Annotated in this window: 25 protein-coding genes and 1 pseudogene; 24 read left to right on the forward strand and 2 right to left on the reverse strand. The window is 63.5% G+C overall.

Annotated elements, in window-relative coordinates:
- Positions 1–65: 65 nt before the first annotated feature.
- A complete protein-coding gene (locus CG471_RS22545) occupies positions 66–842 on the reverse strand; it encodes a lytic transglycosylase domain-containing protein (RefSeq protein ID WP_257211657.1) in 777 nt (258 codons plus the stop codon).
- A gap of 112 nt (positions 843–954) precedes the next feature.
- Between CG471_RS22545 and CG471_RS22550 the strand changes: the two genes are divergently transcribed.
- On the forward strand, positions 955–2,247 hold the full coding sequence (locus CG471_RS22550; RefSeq protein ID WP_062069057.1) for a hypothetical protein: 1,293 nt from the start codon (positions 955–957) through the stop codon (positions 2,245–2,247).
- A gap of 4 nt (positions 2,248–2,251) precedes the next feature.
- On the opposite strand, the gene CG471_RS22555 is transcribed toward CG471_RS22550, so the two are convergent.
- Positions 2,252–2,521 carry a hypothetical protein gene (locus CG471_RS22555; RefSeq protein ID WP_062069058.1) on the reverse strand — a complete coding sequence of 90 codons (270 nt, stop codon included), beginning with the start codon at positions 2,519–2,521 and terminating at the stop codon, positions 2,252–2,254.
- A 220-nt stretch (positions 2,522–2,741) separates the two neighbouring features.
- Between CG471_RS22555 and CG471_RS22560 the strand changes: the two genes are divergently transcribed.
- The 23 genes and pseudogenes from CG471_RS22560 to CG471_RS22675 form a co-directional block, all read left to right on the forward strand.
- Positions 2,742–2,981: a hypothetical protein gene (locus CG471_RS22560; protein ID WP_062069060.1), complete on the forward strand. Its 240-nt coding sequence runs from the start codon at positions 2,742–2,744 to the stop codon at positions 2,979–2,981.
- Positions 2,978–3,844, forward strand: coding sequence for a toprim domain-containing protein (locus CG471_RS22565; protein WP_062069062.1), 867 nt, complete (start codon positions 2,978–2,980; stop codon positions 3,842–3,844). Before CG471_RS22560 ends, CG471_RS22565 begins: the two co-directional genes overlap by 4 nt.
- A 34-nt stretch (positions 3,845–3,878) precedes the next feature.
- Positions 3,879–8,102: a strawberry notch-like NTP hydrolase domain-containing protein gene (locus CG471_RS22570; protein WP_062069064.1), complete on the forward strand. Its 4,224-nt coding sequence runs from the start codon at positions 3,879–3,881 to the stop codon at positions 8,100–8,102.
- A gap of 125 nt (positions 8,103–8,227) precedes the next feature.
- Positions 8,228–10,501 carry a ParB/RepB/Spo0J family partition protein gene (locus CG471_RS22575; protein ID WP_062069066.1) on the forward strand — a complete coding sequence of 758 codons (2,274 nt, stop codon included), beginning with the start codon at positions 8,228–8,230 and terminating at the stop codon, positions 10,499–10,501.
- 90 nt (positions 10,502–10,591) lie between these two features.
- On the forward strand, positions 10,592–11,521 hold the full coding sequence (locus CG471_RS22580; protein ID WP_062069068.1) for an ArdC family protein: 930 nt from the start codon (positions 10,592–10,594) through the stop codon (positions 11,519–11,521).
- A 24-nt stretch (positions 11,522–11,545) separates the two neighbouring features.
- Positions 11,546–12,190 carry a hypothetical protein gene (locus CG471_RS22585; RefSeq protein WP_062069070.1) on the forward strand — a complete coding sequence of 215 codons (645 nt, stop codon included), beginning with the start codon at positions 11,546–11,548 and terminating at the stop codon, positions 12,188–12,190.
- Positions 12,187–12,411, forward strand: a complete 225-nt coding sequence (locus CG471_RS22590; RefSeq protein WP_062069072.1) for a hypothetical protein — start codon at positions 12,187–12,189, stop codon at positions 12,409–12,411. The genes CG471_RS22585 and CG471_RS22590 overlap by 4 nt, the downstream gene beginning before the upstream one ends.
- A complete protein-coding gene (locus tag CG471_RS22595; protein ID WP_062069074.1) occupies positions 12,399–12,620 on the forward strand; it encodes a hypothetical protein in 222 nt (73 codons plus the stop codon). Before CG471_RS22590 ends, CG471_RS22595 begins: the two co-directional genes overlap by 13 nt.
- A gap of 42 nt (positions 12,621–12,662) precedes the next feature.
- Complete coding sequence (locus CG471_RS22600; protein ID WP_231746505.1) at positions 12,663–13,268, forward strand: hypothetical protein; 606 nt, start codon at positions 12,663–12,665, stop codon at positions 13,266–13,268.
- Positions 13,265–14,284, forward strand: a complete 1,020-nt coding sequence (locus tag CG471_RS22605) for a hypothetical protein (RefSeq protein WP_062069077.1) — start codon at positions 13,265–13,267, stop codon at positions 14,282–14,284. The genes CG471_RS22600 and CG471_RS22605 overlap by 4 nt, the downstream gene beginning before the upstream one ends.
- Before the next feature lie 51 nt (positions 14,285–14,335).
- The gene (locus tag CG471_RS22610) at positions 14,336–14,650 is read left to right on the forward strand and encodes a hypothetical protein (protein WP_062069079.1); all 315 of its coding nucleotides are present in this window, start codon (positions 14,336–14,338) and stop codon (positions 14,648–14,650) included.
- Between the two features lie 91 nt (positions 14,651–14,741).
- Positions 14,742–15,182: a hypothetical protein gene (locus CG471_RS22615; protein WP_062069081.1), complete on the forward strand. Its 441-nt coding sequence runs from the start codon at positions 14,742–14,744 to the stop codon at positions 15,180–15,182.
- 87 nt (positions 15,183–15,269) lie between these two features.
- On the forward strand, positions 15,270–15,941 hold the full coding sequence (locus tag CG471_RS22620; RefSeq protein ID WP_062069083.1) for a hypothetical protein: 672 nt from the start codon (positions 15,270–15,272) through the stop codon (positions 15,939–15,941).
- An 11-nt stretch (positions 15,942–15,952) separates the two neighbouring features.
- Complete coding sequence (locus CG471_RS22625; protein ID WP_062069085.1) at positions 15,953–16,252, forward strand: hypothetical protein; 300 nt, start codon at positions 15,953–15,955, stop codon at positions 16,250–16,252.
- A gap of 14 nt (positions 16,253–16,266) precedes the next feature.
- A complete protein-coding gene (locus CG471_RS30765) occupies positions 16,267–16,776 on the forward strand; it encodes a hypothetical protein (RefSeq protein ID WP_180275773.1) in 510 nt (169 codons plus the stop codon).
- Positions 16,777–16,831: 55 nt separating this feature from the next.
- Positions 16,832–17,059 carry a DUF6290 family protein gene (locus tag CG471_RS22635; RefSeq protein WP_062069087.1) on the forward strand — a complete coding sequence of 76 codons (228 nt, stop codon included), beginning with the start codon at positions 16,832–16,834 and terminating at the stop codon, positions 17,057–17,059.
- Positions 17,043–17,309, forward strand: coding sequence for a type II toxin-antitoxin system RelE/ParE family toxin (locus CG471_RS22640; protein WP_062069089.1), 267 nt, complete (start codon positions 17,043–17,045; stop codon positions 17,307–17,309). Before CG471_RS22635 ends, CG471_RS22640 begins: the two co-directional genes overlap by 17 nt.
- A gap of 77 nt (positions 17,310–17,386) precedes the next feature.
- Positions 17,387–17,893: a hypothetical protein gene (locus tag CG471_RS22645; RefSeq protein WP_062069091.1), complete on the forward strand. Its 507-nt coding sequence runs from the start codon at positions 17,387–17,389 to the stop codon at positions 17,891–17,893.
- Positions 17,894–17,911: 18 nt separating this feature from the next.
- Positions 17,912–18,694 (forward strand): hypothetical protein, encoded by a 783-nt coding sequence (locus CG471_RS22650; protein WP_062069094.1) that lies wholly within the window; start codon positions 17,912–17,914, stop codon positions 18,692–18,694.
- Between the two features lie 4 nt (positions 18,695–18,698).
- Positions 18,699–19,001 carry a hypothetical protein gene (locus tag CG471_RS22655; RefSeq protein WP_099233840.1) on the forward strand — a complete coding sequence of 101 codons (303 nt, stop codon included), beginning with the start codon at positions 18,699–18,701 and terminating at the stop codon, positions 18,999–19,001.
- Complete coding sequence (locus CG471_RS22660; protein WP_180275774.1) at positions 18,937–19,704, forward strand: hypothetical protein; 768 nt, start codon at positions 18,937–18,939, stop codon at positions 19,702–19,704. Before CG471_RS22655 ends, CG471_RS22660 begins: the two co-directional genes overlap by 65 nt.
- An 86-nt stretch (positions 19,705–19,790) precedes the next feature.
- Entirely contained in the window at positions 19,791–21,005 is a 1,215-nt protein-coding gene (locus CG471_RS22665; RefSeq protein ID WP_062069103.1) for a type IV secretory system conjugative DNA transfer family protein, read from the forward strand.
- A gap of 391 nt (positions 21,006–21,396) precedes the next feature.
- Positions 21,397–21,807 (forward strand): annotated as a pseudogene (locus tag CG471_RS22675) (hypothetical protein); the annotation flags it as partial.
- Positions 21,808–22,278: the final 471 nt, after the last annotated feature.

Genomic DNA, 22,278 nt, shown 5'->3' on the forward strand with positions numbered 1-22,278 from the left:
ACAATTGCTCCATGGAAGCCGATATCTACGAGGTCGGTGGTCAGCAACGGTCCTGGTAGAATCAATCAAGCGTTCAGTGTTCGTTCTTCAACCTGGCCAAAATCGCAGCTTCGGGCCGACTGGGCCTTATAGGCCGCCAGGGCCAGATGCACCTGACCAAACGTGTCGAGCTGGGTCCGCAGATAACGGGCGCCGCCGCGCAGATTCTGGACGGGATCATAGGGGTTAATCCCAAGCTGGGCCGCAGTCCCCGGCATCAGTTGCGCCAGGCCGTAGGCTTTCATCTTCGAGATCGCTGCCGGATTATACCGGCTCTCCTGAATGATCATCGCGTCAAACAGCCCGGTCGGAATGCCGTGTTCGCAGGCGATTGCACTCATCATTCCATAATAGGCAGCGCGGCGCGCCTCGGCATCCGGCTTCAGAAAGCCCGCCGGACGATAGGGAATGGAGGCGCATCCCGGCGTGTAAGGCACTGCAGCAAGCGCGGGATATTGCCCTTTCATCCATCCTGGCACCGCGATCGAGGAAACCGGTGCAACCCCGGCCGCCGCCACATCATACGAGGCTGCAACCTCGCTCTGGCCCTCTGCCGACGCAGCAAACTCCTGCCCCATCTGATACTCGACATAGCGGCGCGACAGGTCATGCACCCGAAAGGCTTCGGGAATCCCCGCATCCGGTGCAGCAACCGGCATCGCCGGCGTACCGTCCGCTGCCGGAGCCGGTTGTCCCATGACGACAAGTTCCACCTTTCGCGTCTTTTTTACTTCAGACGCGCTTACACTATTGGGAACGAAGCACAGTAACGCGATCAATCCCGATGCTCGATAGACACGCATATAAACCCTCCAAAGCCTTGGTAAGAGAATTGGAGTTCACCGCCTTTGCCCTTGTCAACGCCGACAAGCTCACGAACAATTTCTTTGAAAAAGGCTTTGGAGGGCTTCCAGCATGTGGCTCGTACCCCGCGACACCAACGGCAAAGGCTCAAATCGCATCCCGTTGCCCCCCGAGCTGCGCGCAGCGCTGATCCGCTGGTACGTTGGCAAGGGCACCGTCCACGACGAAAAGGCCGGCATCACCCTCGTTCAGCAGGCGCGCATCGGCCACAAATGGATCGCCTGCGACTGCCTCGGCGCCGACAAGGCCCCCGCCATCCTAACCCCGGCATTCCTCTCCGAGGCGGAAACCTACTATCTACGCCGGCTCACCAGCTCGAAACGCCCCGAACATCTGCCCGACTGCCCGTTCTTCCGCGACCAAGTGACGATCCGCATCAGCGAGGTACGCTCGCGATCGACGCCGCTCGAGCCACCCTCAGGCTTCTTCGAGGTGCTTAAACCCGCGCCGGAGAAACTCGCGCAGCGTCCCGAGGACGACTCCAACGACGATCGCACCCGGCACGCCTCGATCCCGAGGCTTGCACGCCTGCTATGGCGTCTCATGGCCGCTGCCGGCGTCAACCGCATTGCCCCGCTCGCCTATCGAGAGGAATGGTCGATCCGGCATGAGTTCGCGGCGCTCACCAGAGCGGCAGGGCTGATCGAGATCGCGCCGGGCATCCAACTGGAGAAAGCCTTCTGGACCCACCCAAAGCCCCTACAGGCGCGGGCCGTCTACGCCACGCTGCGCGCGCTGGAAGACAGATGGCCCCGCGATCATGCGCCGCAAGGCTTTGTCCTTCTCTACGCCAAAGGCATTCATGGACAGGAAATCACGCTGCCTGACGGCGACACCGTCACGATCGCCAACCGCATCCAGTCGCCATCGGTGCGCGGCAATCCGATTGCAGGGCCGTTCCTGGTCATCATCGTCGTCGGCAAATATCCCGAGGCCAAGGGCTACGCGCCGCTGCGCGCTTATGCCCAGCCCATCCTCAATGGGCGGCTGTTCGCACCTGTCGATTCCGATTTCGAACGCGACGTATTGCGCACGATTCTGCGCACCCAGCAGGAGCTTCACGGCCGCGGTATCGACCTCGCGATCGACAAGCCGGTGTTCGACACCCTGACGCCGGATGGGCCGTGTCGTCCCGACTTCCTGATCGAAGCGCGATCACGCGAGACCGGCGAGATCCGCAACCTTGTCGTCGAGGCCATGGGCTTCAAGACCGAGGAATACGAGGCGAGTAAGGCCATCACACATCCGCGTATGGCGCACCTGGGTCAGATCGTGACGATCGACAGGCAGGATGATGATGCCCACACAGGACGGCGTGCGCTTCTTGAAGGGCTTGGCCTCTGACGCTCTAGCGCCAGGACAGGCTGGCTGCGAAATAGCCGATGATGCCAAGCGTCACCGGCGTCGAGAGCAGATAGAGTTTCTGCCAGCGCCACCAGATCCGGGGCAACAGCAGCGCCGCTCCCTTCACGCTGCGCGCATCCTCCCAGACTCGATCCTTCCAGAGTTCATGCAGAGCAACGCTCACCGAAAGCACCATGGCGATCGCGCAGCACAGGCTGGTCGCGAGATAGATTGCCATCCAGTTGGCGATTTCGAGGGGCGTAAACTGAGACATCCGGCCTTTGTTATACCTGTAACTTTCTACCAGGGCACCCATATCCGACGAGCAAATTCTTACAGGAAACCCCTTAAAATCCTTGGTCTATCAAGTATTTTCACAGACAAATCGCGCAAAGAGTGGAGAGGGAGAGAGGGAGTGGACCGAGAAGATCGGCCAAAGCCCTTCAACCTACCATTGGTGCCTTCCGGCATCTGCAACATGGAGGTAACTCCCCATGCAACGCTTTGTTCTCTTCATCGGCGAACCCGGCTCAGCGGACATCGTCGATATTTACCCCAGCAAACCTGCAGCCGAGAGTGCGCTTGTAGACTATGTGCGAGCCCGCGCGGCTATCAATGGCCAAGATGCCCATCCTGACGACGATCAGGCAGTGGCCTCCTATTTCGCGGACAGCGAGGCCATCTACGCCATCGCGCGTGTTATGCCGCTGGCAAATCCGGGTAACGACCAATGACCATCGTTGCGCGACGCCCCTCGCAAAAGCTGATCGACATTGTCGGCACCCTGCGCGGCACCTGGCATGGAAACCGGGCGATGTGCCGTTGCCCGTGCCATGAGGACCACGAACCGAGCTTGTCCCTTCGCCAAGGGGATCGCGGCATTCTCGTAACCTGCTTTGCAGGTTGCGATTCCATCGACGTGCTGCGCGAACTCGATCGCATCGCGATCACGCGCCATTACGAACCGCCGCCGGATAACGCCCGATCCGGCACCGCGAATATCGAAAGGCTCTGGTCGCAGGCGCAATCCGTGCCGGGTACGCTTGGCGAACGCTATCTCGGCTCGCGCTTTCTCCTGTCTGTTCCCGGTGACGTGCGCTTTCACCCGCGTTGCCCACATGGCGCGAAGCCTAACACCGTGTTCAAGCCCGCCTTGCTCGTCGCCGTGCGCGAAGGCCAGCGCCTTGTCGCCCTGCAGCGGATCTTCCTCGATCCCGAAACCGCGCGCTATACCGCCAAGGCCACCATCGGTTCCCTCGGCATGGGTGCGTGGCGCGGGGGCGGTATCGGTCCAACCATCGGCCTTGCCGAAGGCTTCGAGACGGCTCGCGCCTGGAGCCGCATCAACAACCTGCCGTGCTGGGCAACGCTCGGCTCGCGCCGGTTTGGCCTGGTGACGATTCCTGACAGCGTGACCGAACTGATCCTTGCGGGCGATTACGACACGGCGGGTCGCCGGGCTGTAAACCGGGCATCGCAACGCTACGCCAGCGACAAGCGGGTGATCCGCGTCGATTTTCCCAAGGGCTACAAGGATTGGGCCCAAGTGCTCGAAGCCCTCGAGGCGCAGAAGAGGGGAGGGGGAGGGGAAGGGTGATCTGCCGTTCGGCAGAGAGCCCAAGGAGACCCCCATGCGCGACCTTCTCGATCTCACGCACGTCAATGATGCGCCGGCAGCGCGCACGATCGCCACCCTTCTCGCCGCCGATGGCGCAATCACCCGCCGCCAATTGAACGATGCCATGGTGCAGGCATTCGGGGGTAGCGATGCGGACGGGCGCTGGACCCAGCGCGACAGCTTCGAGATGCTCGAGCACGCCCTTGCCCTTCACCTTGCAAGCGATGGGCATCGTGTCGACACACTGGCAGACATCGCCGCCTCCAGCGCACTGATGCAGCGCCTACCGACCCAGACCGTGCGCAGCGAAGAACAGATCGAGCTGCAGCAGTTCTCTACCCCCGCCGACATTGCCGCCCTGGCCATGCTGTTCGCCGCGATCGGCGCCGAGGACGTCGTACTCGAGCCGAGTGCCGGCAACGGCCTCCTTATCGCCCAGGCCCCGCGGGGCCGCGTCCTTCAGCTGAACGAAATCGACCCGCGCCGCCGCGAACGGCTCGCTCACATCTTTCCCGATGCGACGATCACCGGCCATGATGGCGCTGCGCTGGTCGCGCTTCACGCGGATCTTCCGCGCCCGAGCGTCGCCCTCATGAACCCGCCGTTCTCGCGCAGCATCGGCCGCGGCGCCGATGACCTGGCCGCGCTGCGCCATCTGCAGGCCGCCATCAAGCGGGTCACCCCTGGCGGCCGCGTCGTCGCCATCATGCCCGACTGGTTCGCGCCCTGCGCGCGGTTGCGCACGGCCTACGAGACAATCCTGACCGGCTGCACCGTGCGCGCATCGCTTCGTCTCGAGCACTGCTACCGGAAACATGCCACCGACATTGCCGTTCGCCTCTATGTCATCGACAAGATCGCCGGCGAACTCACGCCTGCGGTCATCGAGCGCGCCGCCGTCCCCGACTTCCTCGATGTCGTCGACATCCCCGCCCGCATCAAACTGGAGCCCTCCGCCAACCTTCCGGTTCGCTCTGCGCCTGCCATGCCGACTTCGCTGTTCGGCGCCGCGCGCAGGACCAGGGTGGCCGCGCCGCGCCCCTATCACGCGCCCAAGGCCAATGCGGTCCTGCCCGTCGGCTATCGCAAGCTCGAAACGCCGGCACCTCTGGCCGAACAGGTCGGCGTCTACCTGCCCTACCGGCCAAGCCGTATCGTCTTCGACGCAGCGGGCGAGCACCCGACAGCGCTCGTTGAATCGGTGGCCATGGGCTCGATCCCGGCGCCGATCCCCACGCACATCCCACATCTGCCCGAACGCACCGTCAGCGAGCGGCTCCTGTCCTCCTCCCAACTCGAGACTGTCGTCTATGCGGGCCATGCCTGGAACCAGACGCTTCCCGGCACCTTCAAGCCCGCCAAGGAAGGCGTTGGCCTCGACATCGACCCTGAAGGTCGCAAGTACCGCAAAGGCTTCTTCCTCGGTGACGGCACTGGCGCGGGCAAAGGCCGCCAGATCGCTGCGTGCATCCTCGACAACAAGCTGCAGGGCCGCCGCCGCCACATCTTCGTCACCAAGAACGAGCCGCTGCTCGAGGACATCCGCCGTGACGTCACAGCGCTCGGCGGCCTGTCGGCCGACGTGCAGCCGCTCTCGAACTGGAAGATCGGCCAACCCGTCACGATGGACGAAGGCACCCTGTTCGTCACCTATCCGGGGCTGCGATCAGGCCGCTCGGATGCAACCCGTCTTCAGCAGATCCTCGATTGGGCAGGGCCCGACTTCGATGGGGTGATCGCCTTCGACGAGGCTCACGAAATGGGCGGTGTAGCAGGGGGCGAGGGCGCCCTTGGCAAGACCGAAGGCTCCCAGCAGGGCATATGCGGCGTCCTCCTTCAGAACCACCTTCCCGATGCGCGTGTCCTCTATGCCTCTGCAACCGGGGCTTCCGACGTCAACAACCTGGCCTACGCCGTTCGCCTTGGCCTCTGGGGGCCGGAGACCTCCTTCCCTAATCGGGAATCGTTCATCTCCAACATCCGTCAAGGCGGCATCGCGGCGATGGAACTGGTGGCCCGCGACCTCAAGGCGCTTGGCCTCTACACGGCGCGCGCGCTCAGTTTCGCCGGCGTCGAATACGAAGTGCTGCGCCACGAACTGACGCCCGCCCAGATCGAGATCTACGACACCTATTGCCGCGCCTGGCAGGTCATCAACACCAACCTTGCCGCCGCGCTCGAGGCGACCAACGTGATCGACAGCCTTGCGGGCAAAACGCTCAACTCGGGCGCGAAAGCGGCAGCGCGCTCGCGTCTCGAAGGCACGCGCCAGCGCTTCTTCGGCCAGGTGCTGCTTTCGATGAAACTCCCCAGCGTGATCGCGGCGATCGAGGGGCACCTGAAGCAGGAGCATTCCGTGGTCGTGCAGTTGGTGACGACGGCCGAGGCCATCCTCGACAGGCGTTTGTCCGAGATGACGGCCGAGGAACGCGCAGAGCCGCAGATCGAGTTGTCGCCGACGGACCAGATCGTCGATTACCTCAAGCGTGCCTTCCCGACACACCAGATGGAGGTGTTCAAGGACGATACTGGCGCCCTGCATTCCAGGCCCATGCGCGATGAAGACGGCAACCCGGTCCACAACCCCGAAGCCATGGCCGCGCGCGACAACCTGATCGAGCATCTTTGCGCGCTTCCGCCGATCAAGTCGGGCCTCGATGCCCTGATCGAGCATTTCGGACCGGATCGGATCGCCGAAGTCACCGGGCGTTCCAAGCGCCTGATCACCGGGCCGGACGGCCGCCAGAAGGTCGAGACACGCAACGCCCGTACCAGTCAGGCCGAGGCCAGCGCCTTCATGAACGATCAGAAGAAGGTGCTCGTCTTCTCCGATGCCGGCGGCACGGGCCGATCCTACCATGCCAGCCTCGAGGCGGTGAACCAGGACCGGCGCGCTCATTTCCTGCTCGAGCCGGGCTGGCGCGCTGACCGGGCGATTCAGGGTCTCGGCCGCACGCACCGTACCCATCAGGCATCGACGCCGCTGTTTCGTCCCGTCACCACCGACTGCAAGGGCGAGCTGCGGTTCACCTCGACGATCGCCCGCCGCCTCGACAGCCTTGGCGCCCTCACGCGCGGCCAGCGCCAGACCGGAGGCCAGGGCCTCTTCGATCCCGCCGACAACCTCGAAAGCGATTATGCGCGCGACGCCCTCGTCTCGTGGTTCCACCTTCTCTATCATGGCAAGCTCAAGAGCACGAACATGACCGAGTTCGTCGACCTGAGCGGACTTGAGATCACCGAGGGCGACGGCGTCCTGAAGGAAGACCTGCCGCCAATCCAGCGCTGGCTCAATCGCCTGCTGGCGCTGCCGATCGCGCTGCAGAACAAGATCTTCGAGGAATATCTCACCCTTGTTGAAACCCGCGTCGCCGCTGCGCGCGAGGCCGGCACCCTCGATGTCGGTGTCGAGACGATCACGGCCGATAGCGCCCGCGTCATCAGCGACACGGTCCTGCGGACCGATCCCGGCACCGGCGCCACCACCCACCTTCTCACGATCGAGATTGCACGGCGCAAGAACCCGATTTCGCTCGAACGCATCCTCGACATGGTCCGCTGGCGCGAGAACCCGGCATTCGTCATGAACGCCAAGTCGGGCCGCGTAGCGCTGCGCAGCAAGGCAAACGCCTGGATGGACGACGAAGGCGAGCCGATTCTTCGCATCGAGTTGCAGCGCCCCTGCAGCCGCAAGTCCATGCGCGAGGCGGATCTGTTCGAGACGGCCTGGGAGGAGATCGACGAAGACACGTTCCGGGCCAAGTGGCAGGCCGAAGTCGAAGAGGCGGCTGAGCAGCTGGAGACCGAGACGGTGCGCCTCGCAACCGGCCTCCTGCTGCCGATCTGGTCGGCGCTGCCGTCCGATCACCTCGCGGTCAACCGGATCGTCGACAAGAATGGCAACAGCTGGCTTGGCCGTATCGTCTTCGAGCACAGCACCGTCGACCTCTTCACTAAGCTCGGCCTTGCAAGCAGCGAGGAGATGCCTGTCGAAGCGATCACCAACGCCGTCCTCGCAGGGCGCAGAGTCAACGTGACCCGCCCGTTCGCGATGGCCTTCAAGCGCTCGCATGTGAACGGCAACCCGCGTGTCGAGATCGTCGACGCTCCGGCAGCCCAGCTTGCATGGCTCAAGTCGCTCGGCGCGTTCACCGAGATCATCCAGTACCGCACCCGCGTCTTCATCCCAGTCGCGCAGGCCGAGGCCATCATCGCCGAAATCCTCAAGCCCTCCTGACCACCGCACCTATCCTCCCTGATCGACCACGAGCGCCAAAGCGGCCGGGTCGGTCAGGAGAGGGGAGGGGGAAGGGAAGGGGTGTCCGTGAATTGGCCGGACGATGAGAAGAAGGTGTTGTTCCCATGATCCAGACCGTCAAGCTGGCAAAGCTGGTCCTCTCCGACATCAACGTGCGTACCCGCGGCGAAGACCTGATCGAACAGTTCGCCGCCGACATTTCCGCGCGCGGCATCCTGCAGAACCTGGTCGTGACTTCCGTGAAGAAGCCGCGCGGCTCCTATGGCGTTATTGCCGGCAGCCGCCGCTTTCGTGCCCTCATGCTGCTCGCCGAACGCGGCGAGATCAACGCGGCCGAATACGACGTGCCCGTGCTGATCCTGAGCGGCGGCAACGACGAACTTTCCGAAGCCTCGCTCGCTGAAAACTTCCATCACTTGAATATGTCGCCCGCCGACGAATGCCGCGCCTTCCAGTATTGCCTCGGTCAGGGCGGCGACATCGAGGCAGTCGCCAAGCGTTTCGGCATTACCCGCCGTTTCGTCGAAGGGCGCCTGCGCCTCGCGAACCTTGCCGAGCCGATCTTCGACGCCCTGAAGTCGGGCGAGATGACGCTCGACATGGCCAAGGCATATGCCTCCACCGAGAGCCATGAGCGGCAGCTGATGGTCTGGAAGAGCTACGGCGCCAACAGCTACTACACCAGCGCCGACACCATCCGCCGCGTCATCGCCAACGACTCCATGAAGTCGAACGATCCGATCGCGCGCCTTGTTGGCGAAGAAGCCTACGTGGCTGCAGGCGGCGTCGTCGATCGCGACCTGTTCAGCGACAACGGCGATCGCTGGACCAACCCCGAGATCGCCCAAACGCTTGCGGCCGCCAAGATGGAAGCCGAAGCCAAGCGGATCGGCGAGGAGCGCGGCCTGGCGTGGATTCGTCCCGTCGCCTCGAACTCCACCTGGGAAGTCGCGAGCGGCCTGTTCCGCGTCAGCCTGCCGAGCCTTCCGCTAACCGAGGCGCAGATCATCCGCATCAGCGAGATCGAAGCGCGCCAGAGCATCATCAGCCTCGAGATGGACGACGAGGAAACCGAGCAGGAAGCCTACGAAGCGCTCGATCAGGAATACGATGCGCTCACCGCCGAGCTTCGCGAGGTCAACCGCCGCGAGAAGATCCTTCCTCCCGAACTCGCCCCGCGTGTCGGCCTGTTCCTGACGCTCTCGCAGGACGGCAGCATGGAACTCGACGACACCTATTACAGCGAGACGCCGCTCAGCGTCACCATGGTCGAGCCCGACGAAGACGACGAGGACGCGGCCGAAACCGGGGAAGACGGTATCGAGGGCGAATCTGCCGGCGATGCTGCGCCGCGTGTCCCGACCTTCCGCATCGAGGAGGGCGAGACTGCCACCGTCACCGGCAACACCAAGGAAGTGTCTCCCGACGAGGCCGCACCGGGCGGCAAGGCGCTCAGCCAGGTTCTCCTCGACCAGCTTGCGGTGCAGCGCCGCGACGTCCTGGGCGCTTCCATGATCGCCAACCCGGCGCTCGCGCTCGACTACATGCTGTTCGCCATGGTCGACAAGACCGACGCCTACAAGGAAAGCTGCGGCACCAGCATCCATGCTCCGCACCCGGAAGATCCGGTTCGCTTCGATGCCTATCCGCAGTCGGTCGCGCACGACTATCTGGCCGAAGTGCGCGAAGGTCTCGACGCTTCCTGGAAGGAGCATTCGAGCATCATCGCCCGCTTCGACGCCTTCCGCGCGCTCGGCGATGAGGCCAAGACCGCGTGGCTGGCCTGGACGGTAGCCAAGTCCTTCAAGTCGAAGGAAACCTACAGCAATCGGCAGAACGCGCTCCAGAACCACCTTGCCGGCCTGCTGGAGGTCGACGTTGCCAAGTGGTGGCGCCCTACTTCGGCAAACTTCTTCGACCGCGTATCGAAGGGCGCGTTGCTCTCGCTCCTCGACGAGGTGGGCGGTCCTGCTCTCTCGAGCCGCCATGCAAGCCAGAAGAAGGGCGAAATCTCGACGTCCTGCGAGAAGCTGTTCGCCGGGGACGCGGTGATCGAGACCGACGTCAAAGAGAAGGCGCTCGCCTGGGTGCCCGCAGCGATGCGCTTCACCCCCGCCGAGACGACGACCGATCAGGACGACGACGACACGCCCGAAGAAGCCGGCGAACGTGGCTCCGACGGCGAAGCCGAGGACGATCTGGCCAGCCTGATCGACGCAGCCCTTGCCGGGCCCGACGACGGGGATGACGGCGAGGGCGTCTCGATCGACGATGCGGGCTCCGCTGAAGGCGACGACGATCAGCAGATCGATGATGGCTCGCCCGCTGTCTACGGCGACGACGATGCCGTCAGCCAGTGGGCCGAAGCGGCGGAATAACCCGCGTCCCCAACCTGACTGACGAACCGCCGGTGGGCTTTGCGGCTCACCGGCGGCTTTTCTCGCCACACCGGACAAGGGACATACCCCATGAAGACGCCCCGCAATTCGCGTGACATTGCGCGCGAAGTCACCAACGCCATCGTCTCCCGCCTCGAGGCCGGAACCACGCCATGGACCCGCTCCTGGTCGCTGACCGGGGAGGGCGGCCGTCCTCTGCGCCATGAAGGCACCCCGTACAACGGTATAAACTGCCTCTGGCTCTGGACGATCGCCGACGCGCGTGGATACCGCAGCCGCTACTGGATGACCGCCCGCCAGGCCGAAGAACTCGGAGCGCGAGTGCGCCGCAAGGCCGATCCCTCCATGTCGATCTATGCCTCCAGCTTCCGCAAGGCTGGGCAACCGGGATTGATGGGCGAGGCCACCGGCCAGCTGATCCGCTTCCTGCGCCACTACATCGTCTACAATGCAGACGAGATCGAGGGCCTGCCTGACTACTACTATGCCCGCGACGTGCCGCCGACACCGAGCCTGCTTTCGCAGCGCCAGGACGCGATCGATAGCTTCTTCGCGGCAATCCCTGCGCGGGTACGCCATGGCGGTGACGAAGCCTATTACAGCCCGCTGGGCGACTACATCCAGCTACCCCGTCCCGGCAGCTTCAAGTCGGGTGACGCTTACGCCTCTACCCGAGGGCACGAAAGCGCACATTGGAGCGGGAGCAAGGACCGGCTCAACCGGACGTTCGGCAAGCGTTTCGGTGACGATGCTTACTGCGTCGAAGAACTTTGTGCTGAATTAACATCAAGTTATATTTGCGCTGAACTCGGCCTGCCGACCGAACTCCACGACAGCCATGCCAGCTACCTTGCGCATTGGGTCAGGGTGCTCCGTGCGGATCACAGCGCCATCTTTACCGCTTCGGCCAAAGCCGAACAAGCCTTCAACTATCTGCGCGCCTTCAGCCTTGCCGAGGCGACTGCGCCTGTCGGCGATGCCCTGAAGGCAGCGGCATGACCCCACACATCAGGAGACATCACCATGGGCTGGCTCTTCATGAACAGGCACCACATGGGCGGGCACGCTACCCCCAAGTCCTACCTCGACGCCCAATTCACCTTCACCAATGCGCCGGACGACAAAGGAATCGCGCGCGGCGCCCGCGTCCTTGCATCGTCCTGCCCCGGCAACCGGGTCTGGTACGCAGCGGTGCAATACTCCGAAAACGGCGTGCCGACCGAGGTGATCGCCATGGTCTGCCTCGTAAAGTGGAACCCGAGGGACAAGGAGGCTCTCCACTTCGGCTACAAGGACATGAGCGAAAGCATGGGCCCTTGCGAGGCCGAGGCGCCCGAGAACATCCTTCGCCTGCTCACGCCCACCACCAACGAGTATTCACTCGACTGGCGCCGACGCTGCCTCGCCCGCCTGCAGAAGCGTTCCCGAAAGATCGTCGATGGCATGCGCGTCAAATTTCCGCAGGCGATCACCTTCACCGATGGCTTCGCCGGTGACGAGTTTACCGTGGTCAAGCGCGGCGCGACCATAACCTTCCGTCCTGTCGGGAAATACGGGCACTATCGCATTCGCAATTTCCGCGACCTCGAATGGTCGATCGTCCCGGAAACGAAGGTGCATCGAACGATCTTCGCGCCCCGGCCCTCTGCAGCGATGCCCCCGCCATGAGCGGGGCATCCAGCCTCTCGCCGCTGCGGGCGCGCCTCTGCAGCCGCGAGAATGCCATCCGTGTCGCGCAGCGCATGATGCAGGCCGGAATCGCCGTCATGGTCGCCCCCGGGGATGCCATGCAGCCCTGGCGCGTGATTGAGCGGACCGATCTTTCGGCCGGCGAAGTCGCCGCGCGCATTGCCCTCAAGAGACAGGAGGACTTGAGATGCCCCGCCTGAAACCCGCCACACCGCGATCCAGGCAACAGATCGACGATGCCCTGAAACTCATGCGCCGTGCGCGCGGCCTCCTGCGCGAGGCAGGCGCCTCCAAGGCCGCTGGCCGTCTTCACAGCGCCATCAACAGCGCTGAGGGCGCACGGCGGCACTGCGAGAGGCGCCCTGTTGTCGTCGATACGATGGCGGCCTGGCTCTCCGAGGCCGAATGAGGGAAGTGGGGAGGGGAAAGCGAACGATCGAGGAGATTACCTATGCCCGCATTCGCTTCCTCCCCCGCACCCGAAATGACCCGCTGGGGCAAGCCCGTTACAGCCACACAGCGCCTGCCCGGTATCTGGCGCGTCGCGACCCCGTCGCATGGCGGTTTTGTCCTGTCCGAACAGCGCCAGGCCGCCATGCCCGCGGCGCTGCGCCTGGACGAACCCGAGTACGAGCACGACGTTGACTGGTCGCTCGTGATCGTCGCGTTCCAGACCGAATTTGCCGCTGCCGGAGATCTGCTCTTCGACATCGAACTCTCGCTCGCCACCGACACCGTCAAGAGCTGGCGTCCCGAACGCTGGGAAGCCTACGCCAGCGAGCCCGTAGAACCCCGCCAGAGCCACGTCCGGCGCGAGCGCGAAGCCTTCGAGGCGCGCATCGGCAAGGTCGTTGTCACCACCGCCTATGGCGATTGGGCCGATTGGGTGCCCACTGGCAAGGTTGGCGTGCTTGGCTACCGCCTCGCCAGCGTCGATCATATGGCCCGCCCCACATACGCCGACCCGGTGTTCAAGGCCCTCGTCAATGCTGCCCGTTATGAAGAGCGCACCAGCGTCATCAGCTTCGACGAACTCGACGCCGAGATCCTGACATGACGATCGAGGTGATCGTGGGCCTGCCCCACCTCAACGAAGGGCCAATCCTGCAACGCGCGCGGCTGATGCAGCAACCCATGCTGATTTCCGCGAACTGCCTCTCGCGCTGGCGCACCGCCTCGGGTGGCTGGCGCGAATGGCATGGCTGGCGCACCGGCCAGCTCGGCAATGCCCATGGGCTCAAGAGCCTCGATCTGGACAGCGCCGGCTACGTGCTGATGGCCAAATACGGCGGCTATCCATGGTCGATCGCCGACTACATGGCGCTTGCCGCATCATACCCCTTCCGCCGTTTCGCGGCCGCCGACTATTGCTGCGAGGCCGAGATTGCCGCCGATCGCGCCGAAGTCCTCGACCGCATCGCCCGCACCATCGCGACGAACCGCGAATGTCGCTCGCGTGCCTATGACCTTGGGATCATCGAGCGCTTCATGCCGGTGCTTCAGGGCCGCTACCCTGAAGACTACGAACGCTGCGCGGAAGCGCTGGCGTGGTCGATGAATCCGGGCACCGTCGTCGGGGTCGGCTCCATGTGCCGCCGCGACATTCATGGCCCTGACGGTCTGATCGCCGTTGTAGCCCACCTCGACAGGATACTCCCCGATCCCGGCCCCCGGCTCCACCTGTTCGGCGTGAAGGGAGCGGCCATCCCTTACCTTCAACCCTATGCCCATCGCGTCGCCTCGCTCGATTCCCAGGCCTGGGGCACAGCAGCACGGCGCGATGCCCGGCGCCGACAGGTATCGAAAACCGATGCTCTTGCGGCCGACCACATGGAGCGCTGGACCATTGCCCAGCGTGACCGGCTGCGTGAACCCCATCGCCCGATGGCCATCAGCCTCGAACGCGCGCCTTCTCAAATACCCTCCGACCCATGGGAAGCCGCCATCCAGCAAGCGCAGGCCGAGATCCGCGCGCTTATCGAAAGCGGCGACCTGTCTCACGACGAAGTGACCGCTGGATGGATCGAGACTTGGGCGGCAGACCTGTACAGAAGTCATCGCAGGGTTGCATGACAGTAGGCAGACTAAGCCATGTGGATTATCACGCTGTAAAAGGAGGCCGAGATGGACACCCTTAAAATCGACCATAAAAGCGCTGATGAAGCACTTCGCCGGCTAATAGCCGTTGCACTCTCCGATACGGGCCAGTCCCGTCGCGTTGCAAACTTCCTGCTCGCATGGTGGAATGGAGATGATTGGGGGCATTTCGAAATCTCTGACATCTTCGCTATGGACCAGTCCATCGGTGTCGATATTGCCACTATTGTTGGTTATCTGGCGGCCTATCCCGGTGCCGTCTACCCGGACGCTTTTGGTTATCGCGATGCTATGGTTCAACTTATCGAAATATGGCGATCGGATGCCGTCACATCGGCGTGAGTTCTTTATGCTGAACCTTCTTCCCCAATGCCTTTGAGGATAGAGGGATGGTCGGTGGGGCGCGAAATTCAATCGCGCAAGGGAGCCCACCATGTCCGACCATTACATCATGACCACCAGCAGCCAGTACCCGCAGACCTATGTCGCGGAAGGCGCCGACCATGCCAAGGCTCTGGCGGACTATCGCCAGAAAGACCCCGAAGCCTTCCTCGTGACCTGCGAAACCTACCAGAAGGCCGAGGTCGAGCGCACGATGGCAAAATTTCCGCTTACGCGCGTCACTGAGCGCTTTTACGAGCACATGCTCGGCATCCTACCCCCGATCTACAGCCGCTTCAGCCCCGGTTGGTTCGTCAGCGAACCCGTCGTGCAGCGCGTCTACACGCAGTTCATCGAGCACAAGGGCCGCTACTACGCCGGCTATGCCAACCTCAGCATGACCGACCGCAAATGCTGGACGATCGCCGACATCGAGACGCTCGAAGCCAGCGGCAATGTCACCGAGGTCGACTGGTTCACGGAAGACTCCTGAAGCGGCCTGAAAGTCAGGGCATCAGAGTGGAGGGGGAAGGGGACAATCGAGCGCGGGAATGCGCTCGGTCTGACCCGGAGCCCCACCATGACCTACGACGTCCCGTTCCGTCACATGCAGGCGATCGACCCCAGCAGCCTTACCACCATCACCGCGACGCTCCACGCCCTCAACCGGGCCATGGAGGATTGCCGCATTGCCGGCGTCGATCCCGACCACGATCCGGCAATCGCGCTACTCGCAAGGCATTTCTCGTCCGTCACTGCCGACCGCGCCGATGATGACAGCCTGCGCTTCGCCTGCAGCCGCCGCGCCACGGAACTCGAACGCTTCCCCGCGCTCCTGACCCTTGCGGTGCGCGGCGTCGCCCATGACCGGGTTGCCAAGGAGCGTTTCCATGCCGACGGGCGCAAGGCCATGAAGGCGCTCGCGCTGGAAATCGGCCTCGCCCCCGGCAGCTACACTGTCAGCTCCACGCCCAGCGATCCCGCTATCGCAGGATATGTCGCGCTGTCGAGCGATGACATTTCGATCATGCTCAGCGTGGGCCCGCTCCATGAAGGCAACGAGGTGCAATACTTCGCCAAGCGCGGTCCTGCAGCCGGTCAGAAACTGCGCTTTGCCCCCATGCGCGATTTCCTCCGGCGTGCCCGTTTTGCCGCCCGCATCCGTCGCGATCTTCGCCTCGATGCCATCGTGTCGTCGCCAGTGCCCGTCGAGACCACGGCACCGATCAGCCGCGAACCCATCGCCGCTTAGGGAGACGTCCCATGCTCACCACACAACAGGTTGTCGATCAGGTCCGCAGCGATGCCGCACGGATCGAACGGTTCGTGCAGCGCCGGGAGACCTTCCTCGATGCGCTGGACTGGACAATGCTCACTTGTGAACAGGTCCATGAAGCTGCCATGCTCGACTTCATGCTGGAAGATGACCTTGCCGAAGCCCTCCAGCGGGTTTCCATGGCGGAAAGCCTCGCTGCGATGGGGCTTCCCCTTGTCCCCACCTTCATCCGCTACAATCCGTTCCCGCGCCCCTGGCACGCGGAATGGCTGGCGTTGATGAACTGACCGGAGATCCCCTCATGAGCCGATACAATTTCGCCGGGAAGGGCGTCGCAAGCAGCGTCGCCATCGGATACGACCGGCCCCTGTCGACATTTTTCGTGCAGGTCATGCAGCCACATCCCCGCATCGAGGGCGAGGAAGCAACCTACATCTGGAAGGGTAGCGCCCCCGGAGAGTTGCCAACCGCTGCAGACGCAATCGCTGTTGCGGCTGACTATGCCGACCTGCCCAAGGATCTTGGCGCGAAGCTGGAAACCGATCGCCTGAAGACGCTCGGCACCTTCGAAGGACCCGCCCAGCTGGCCGCCAAGCCCTTCATCCAGGCATCGCCGCCGCCGATCCACACCGAGGCCGAAGCCCGCGAAGCCGGCTACACGCGCGCGGTGATCGCAGACAGCACGCATCATACGCTCGAATTGCTGATCGAACCCGGCGCCGACCTCGATTCCATCTTCCTCGCCTTCGACCGCGACGGGAACGAAATGCTCCATGTGCATGGCTGGAACTTCACGATCGAGCCGGAGTGACGTGGCAGCCACCATGTGATAATGTGAATACACGCATTCAATCGGAGACAGTACCATGGCGACGTCAGTACGCCTCGCCCCAGAAGTAGAGCAGCGCCTCGACCATCTCGCGACCACCACCGGGCGCACCAAGGCCTATTACCTGCGCGAAATCATCGAGCGCGGCCTTGAGGACATGGAAGACATCTACCTCTCCGACAAGGTGCTCGAGGATATTCGCGCTGGCCGCGAAACCACAAGCTCCCTTGACGACGTGGAGAAGCGCCTTGGCCTGGCAGATTGAACTGTCATCCAACGCCGAAAAATCTCTCTCCAAACTCGATCGCCAGACCGCAAAGCGGATCATGACCTTCCTGCGCGAGCGTGTTGCATCCAGTGACGATCCCCGCGCATCTGGAAAGCCATTGACCGGGCCCTTGGCAGGGCGCTGGCGCTACCGCGTTGGCGACTACCGGATTGTCTGCGAGATCGAGGATGGCAGGCTTGTCGTGCTTGTGCTGACCGTCGGCCACCGAAGCGGCATTTACCGCTGACCTCCCAGGACATCCATAGCCCATAGAGATGAGGGGGAAGGGAACAGACGATCCATGAAGGATCGACGGAGGTTCCCTTGTCCTACACCATCGACATTGGCGCAGCGCCCGCGAACGCCCATTGCGCCCAGCTTGGCCAGACCCCGGATTTCGAGCGGGTCAATCGCTTCGAGATCGACGCCTACCGCATCGGCATCATCGCGATCCACGGCCTTCCCCCTGAAGGCTGCCGCCTCACCAGCAAGCCCAATCGCCACGATTTTGGCACCTACCGCACTCTCGTCCTGCATATCGACGACGAGAACGACGCTGCGGTCGCCGCCTATGCCGAGGCCGTAGAAGACGGGCTTGGCTCCTGGATCGAGGCCGCGATTGCCTGCCCCGTCGAATATGACGGCAATGTCGCCAGCATTCCGAGGCCCGAACTCGACGAGGTGACGATCGGCGCGCTGCTGACGACACGCCCTGGCGCCAACGGCCGCTTCGCCATCCCCGCGTTCGAGACCATCCACACCAACCTTTCGGCCGCATTCCCCAAACTCGCCGAGGCCGCCCGCGCGCGCCTTGCCGGCGATGCCGCCTGAGCGCGCAGGAGATCCATCATGGCGAACAACTACCTCACCAGTTCCTTCATCCTCGACATGACGGCCGACGATGCCGAAATGGTCAGGCTGGCGCAGCGCGCGAGCGAGATCGTCGAAGACCCCTGCATAAGCGATACCGGGCGCGACCTCGCATACGCCGACCTTGGGCCGCGTTTCGCCGCTCTCTTCCCGCCCAAGGACGATGACGATTTCGGGAGCTTTCTCGACCTGTTCGACGATCCCGACTTCCCGACGTTCGACTGCAGCATCGTCATCAGCGAACCCGATGCCGAAGGGCACTGCCAGGTCAGCTTCAACGGCAATCAGTTTGGCGTCGATCAGGTGGCGAACCTGATTTTCACCGCCTGCAAGTCCGCACTCCCTTGCGCCTTCTCCTGGGCCTATACCTGCGATGCCCTGCGGCCCGACGAGTTCGGCGGAGGCTGCGTCATCATCACCGATGCCGGAATCGATTTTCACAGCACGACCGGGATCATCGGGCGGGTACTCGGCACCGGCGCCGGTCCCTCCGAGACCCCCAAGCCGGTATTCGACCCGGCGCTCGTCTCCATCGAGCAGAAGCGCTTCAGCCATACCCAATGGGAAATCCTCGTCTGCTACAACGGCCAACGCATCGAGCAGTATGGCGACAAGATCGAGCTGATCGGCGGGGAATATAGAGGATACCCGCGCGAGGTGTGGATGGCAGTCGCCTATCGCGAAGCGATCGCGCGTGACATGGCCAGCAGGCTTCCCGTCGTCGAGGAAGCCGCGATCACCGCCCATCTGACGACGCACTGATCCCATGCTGCACCAGCATCTGCAGCCTGCCGGCGCCATGCCGGCAGGACTGACTTCGCTCGCCCTGCCTGCCGAGATCCGCGCCGCGATCAAGGCCGGGGCCTGGATCGTCTTCAACGTCTCGGGCGGCAAGGATTCCTCCGCCGCCATGTTCGCCGTCTCGATCGTGCTCGATGGGCTCGGCCATCCCCGAAGTCGAAACGCGGTGGGCTCTACAATTCCCCGACTATCCAATTGCCTGCATGCCGCCCATTCCGGGAGACTGGACGGACAAGAGCTGGCGCAACGACACCAAGCCCAGCTTTGAAGTCTGCTCCGGGCCGATGGGCGAGCCCGTCGAAATGTGGATCGACTATCCCGAAGCCACGCTGCGCGAAATTGCGAGCGAGCCGCGCTTTGGCCTCTATCGCCGCAATGCGGAGGACGAGCTTGAAGCCATCTACACCGGCGAGGATTACGCCGAGGCTATGGAACATGCCAACCGCGAGGCCCTTGCCTGCGCCTTCGCCAAGGCGCTCGCCCAGGAAATGACGCCTGACGAATGGCAAACCATGCGGCTGAACAACCAGACGATCACGCCGGGATGCTGCGCGTCGCATGACTTCCTTGATGCCAACATGGTCATGCTGGCCGTATGGCTCACCTATCGCGGCGATCAGCTGATTGCCCGAGGAGCGATAACCGGGATTGGCGATGACCTCGATCACGTCAACGCGGCATGGACGATCGCCAGGGAGCGCTACATGACGGCCAGCGCCGAAGGCGAACGCTTCGACCTCTGGCGCTGCACCGGGCTTACCGTACCCGACCTCTCCGCCGCAGGCTGCGAAATGGGCGACAATGACCCCTGCATCCGGCCTGGCCGCGTCTACGAACCCGGCCATATCGAACTGGATGAGGAGAAGGGCCTTGTCGTGACCATCGGAAATACCATCCGCACCTTCGAGACCCAGATCGAGGCCGAAGGCCACCTCTGGCGGGCCTATGCTGCCTCCGAGTTCACTTTCTAGCCCGAGGCCGCAGGCTGATCGAGGCGCCGATGCCCACTTGAGGGGAGGGGGAAGGGGACAGGCGAGCAACCCGAAAGGAGCCGCCCATGTCCAACGTCGTCAAACTGCCGGGACCGCCAGCGCCCCCGCGCTGCGCGGTTCCCATCGGCAAAACCTGCAATGGCCCCCTCGAACTGGACCTCGCCCGCGTCCTTGCCGGACGCATGCTGGTTCAGGGCGGGTCCGGTGCCGGCAAGAGCCAGACCATGCGCCGCATCGTCGAAGAAGCCTTCGACTATGTGCAAACCATGATCGTCGATCCCGAGGGCGAGTTTGGCAACCTTGCCGCGCACATCGGGGCGACCACGATCAAGGCCGCCGAAATCGCCGCCGATGGCCTCACTGCCGCAGCGACACGCGCGAGGCACCACCGCATTGCCCTCCATCTGGATCTCACCGACCTCGATCCCGAACAGCGCATCATCAAGGCATCGGCCTTCTTCGCCGGCCTTGTCGGCGCGCCGCGTGAGGACTGGAATCACACCGTTCTCGTAGCGATCGACGAAGGGCACCTGCTCGCGCCCCATCAGGCCGGTTCCGCGCAAGACGCGGAAACCCGCCGCCTTGGCGTCGCCACGCTCACCGACTTGTGCGCCCGAGGCCGCAAACGCGGGATCGCACCTATCATCGCGACCCAGCGCCTCGCCAAGCTCTCCAGCTCCGTCGTCTCCGAGCTTCAGAACTTCCTGATCGGCATCAACGTCTTCGACCGTGACATCCTGCGCGCGGCCGACATTCTGGGATTCAGCCGCAGCGAGGCCGAAAAACTGCGCACACTTGGCGCTGGCGAGTTCTACGCCTTCGGCCCCGCGCTCACCCGCATACCGCTGCTCGCCAAGATCGACCAGACCATCACCGAACATCTCGGCGCCACCCCGGACCTGCACGGCGCGGCCGACCTCGACCATGCCGAGGCCCAGAAGCTGCTCGACCTCGAGCATCTTCGCGAAACCCCAAGCCGGCGCGACGACAATCTGAAGGCGCGCGGCAGCCGCGCCCTCGACGCCTTCCTGCTCGATCCGATCGCGCCGACCGCAACGGCAGTCTGCCTGGCCTTGAAGGGCATTTCTCCCAACGCCACGACCGCCAACGAACTGGCCAAGCATCTTTGCATCACCCGCGAGGCCGTGGATCAGGCGCTGGACGTCCTCTCAGCGCTCTCGGCCGTCGATACCATGCCACGGGCCGGTGACCGCATGGCGCGCCTCCATACGCGCCTGCGCGCCCGTCTCAGCGACGTCCATGTGGTGGGCCTGTCATGACCGACGACACCGCACCCATCATCGTCGAACTTGTACCGCTGGCAGCGCCAATACCCACGCCATCGGCGCCACTGGCCGAAATGGTGTATCGACCCGATAGCTGGACCCCTCAGGACGTTCGCACCCTGCGCCAGCTGTTCAACGACGACACTCCGCTGCCGGAAATTTCCGAAACCCTGGGCCGCGGCTTGCATGGTGTCAGGGACAAGATTTGCACCCTTGGCCTGCGCCGCCATTCAACGCGGCCGTGGGGCGAGCTTGAAGATCACGAACTGATCCAGACTTACGGGCAGGAGCCCGCTGCCACGATCGCCGCGCGTCTCGGCCGCTCATGCGGCGCCGTCTATACCCGTGCCGCATTCCTTGGCCTCAGCGAAGAGGCAGCACCGGCATGGCCGCACGCGGTATCCCTTTCGAGATCGTTCGCTATCAGCCGCGGCGTTTCAAGCACTGGCCGCCCTATTATTCTCTGCTCGAAATGGCGCTCACCAACGCCACCCTGCCCAGCAAATCGCTCGGTGGCTCCAGTTGCAGCCTGAAATACAAGAAGGCGCCACAGGACGCCTTCCTGAAAACGTGGCAGCCCGCGATCGACGCATGGGCGAGGGGTCAGAAGGTGACGCGACTGATCGGGTTCGACGCCGGCAAGCGCGATACGATCCGCTACACCCATGCCGCCAAGATCGAAGATCCGCTCTACGACTATCGCTATCCGCTGCGCGAATGGGGGATGGACCGTGAAGCGTGCGAACGCCGCATCACCGCTTCGGGGCTCCCCGTCCCGAGTAAGTCAAGTTGTTGGTTGTTATGTTTGCAGATGGTGTCTCGTCTCACCGCAACCCTTTATTTATGGGCTACAAAATTATCCGCCGTTTGAGACGATCCGAGGCCATTGAAGCGCTCGGGACAGTTGCAAAGCGCTACTGCATTTTGCAACTGTCCCGGGCGCAACCGCCGAAGGCGGTGCGACTCGTCGCGGCGGCATCCGGAATGACTTTGCTGAGCGGAAGAAACTGACTTGCCATTGCCCGTCGGGACTTGCTGATGCGGCCTTGATCGTTGCGCCGACAGATTGGGAAATGTCTGTTACGCGCCCAAGTTGGTCGTACGGCTCGCGTCTTCCTGCGCTGTTGAGCCGAACGACAGCTATGACGTGGTCTGGGACAAACCCGCCCTTCGTGGGCTTGACCTTGAACGACGGGTTTCGGATGAACCTGCCGCTCGAGAGGCTGCCCCCGGATGTTTTCAAGAATATCTACCATTCTCTCGCGCA

Source organism: Sphingobium sp. IP1, from assembly GCF_002708645.1.
Lineage (GTDB): Bacteria > Pseudomonadota > Alphaproteobacteria > Sphingomonadales > Sphingomonadaceae > Sphingobium > Sphingobium yanoikuyae.

What these genes read in the sequence shown, in the direction of transcription:
- CG471_RS22545 (WP_257211657.1), bottom strand. Translation starts at nt 842, where the DNA reads ATGCGTGTCTATCGAGCATCGGGATTGATCGCGTTACTGTGCTTCGTT.
- CG471_RS22550 (WP_062069057.1), top strand. Translation starts at nt 955, where the DNA reads ATGTGGCTCGTACCCCGCGACACCAACGGCAAAGGCTCAAATCGCATC.
- CG471_RS22555 (WP_062069058.1), bottom strand. Translation starts at nt 2,521, where the DNA reads ATGTCTCAGTTTACGCCCCTCGAAATCGCCAACTGGATGGCAATCTAT.
- CG471_RS22560 (WP_062069060.1), top strand. Translation starts at nt 2,742, where the DNA reads ATGCAACGCTTTGTTCTCTTCATCGGCGAACCCGGCTCAGCGGACATC.
- CG471_RS22565 (WP_062069062.1), top strand. Translation starts at nt 2,978, where the DNA reads ATGACCATCGTTGCGCGACGCCCCTCGCAAAAGCTGATCGACATTGTC.
- CG471_RS22570 (WP_062069064.1), top strand. Translation starts at nt 3,879, where the DNA reads ATGCGCGACCTTCTCGATCTCACGCACGTCAATGATGCGCCGGCAGCG.
- CG471_RS22575 (WP_062069066.1), top strand. Translation starts at nt 8,228, where the DNA reads ATGATCCAGACCGTCAAGCTGGCAAAGCTGGTCCTCTCCGACATCAAC.
- CG471_RS22580 (WP_062069068.1), top strand. Translation starts at nt 10,592, where the DNA reads ATGAAGACGCCCCGCAATTCGCGTGACATTGCGCGCGAAGTCACCAAC.
- CG471_RS22585 (WP_062069070.1), top strand. Translation starts at nt 11,546, where the DNA reads ATGGGCTGGCTCTTCATGAACAGGCACCACATGGGCGGGCACGCTACC.
- CG471_RS22590 (WP_062069072.1), top strand. Translation starts at nt 12,187, where the DNA reads ATGAGCGGGGCATCCAGCCTCTCGCCGCTGCGGGCGCGCCTCTGCAGC.
- CG471_RS22595 (WP_062069074.1), top strand. Translation starts at nt 12,399, where the DNA reads ATGCCCCGCCTGAAACCCGCCACACCGCGATCCAGGCAACAGATCGAC.
- CG471_RS22600 (WP_231746505.1), top strand. Translation starts at nt 12,663, where the DNA reads ATGCCCGCATTCGCTTCCTCCCCCGCACCCGAAATGACCCGCTGGGGC.
- CG471_RS22605 (WP_062069077.1), top strand. Translation starts at nt 13,265, where the DNA reads ATGACGATCGAGGTGATCGTGGGCCTGCCCCACCTCAACGAAGGGCCA.
- CG471_RS22610 (WP_062069079.1), top strand. Translation starts at nt 14,336, where the DNA reads ATGGACACCCTTAAAATCGACCATAAAAGCGCTGATGAAGCACTTCGC.
- CG471_RS22615 (WP_062069081.1), top strand. Translation starts at nt 14,742, where the DNA reads ATGTCCGACCATTACATCATGACCACCAGCAGCCAGTACCCGCAGACC.
- CG471_RS22620 (WP_062069083.1), top strand. Translation starts at nt 15,270, where the DNA reads ATGACCTACGACGTCCCGTTCCGTCACATGCAGGCGATCGACCCCAGC.
- CG471_RS22625 (WP_062069085.1), top strand. Translation starts at nt 15,953, where the DNA reads ATGCTCACCACACAACAGGTTGTCGATCAGGTCCGCAGCGATGCCGCA.
- CG471_RS30765 (WP_180275773.1), top strand. Translation starts at nt 16,267, where the DNA reads ATGAGCCGATACAATTTCGCCGGGAAGGGCGTCGCAAGCAGCGTCGCC.
- CG471_RS22635 (WP_062069087.1), top strand. Translation starts at nt 16,832, where the DNA reads ATGGCGACGTCAGTACGCCTCGCCCCAGAAGTAGAGCAGCGCCTCGAC.
- CG471_RS22650 (WP_062069094.1), top strand. Translation starts at nt 17,912, where the DNA reads ATGGCGAACAACTACCTCACCAGTTCCTTCATCCTCGACATGACGGCC.
- CG471_RS22655 (WP_099233840.1), top strand. Translation starts at nt 18,699, where the DNA reads ATGCTGCACCAGCATCTGCAGCCTGCCGGCGCCATGCCGGCAGGACTG.
- CG471_RS22660 (WP_180275774.1), top strand. Translation starts at nt 18,937, where the DNA reads ATGCCGCCCATTCCGGGAGACTGGACGGACAAGAGCTGGCGCAACGAC.
- CG471_RS22665 (WP_062069103.1), top strand. Translation starts at nt 19,791, where the DNA reads ATGTCCAACGTCGTCAAACTGCCGGGACCGCCAGCGCCCCCGCGCTGC.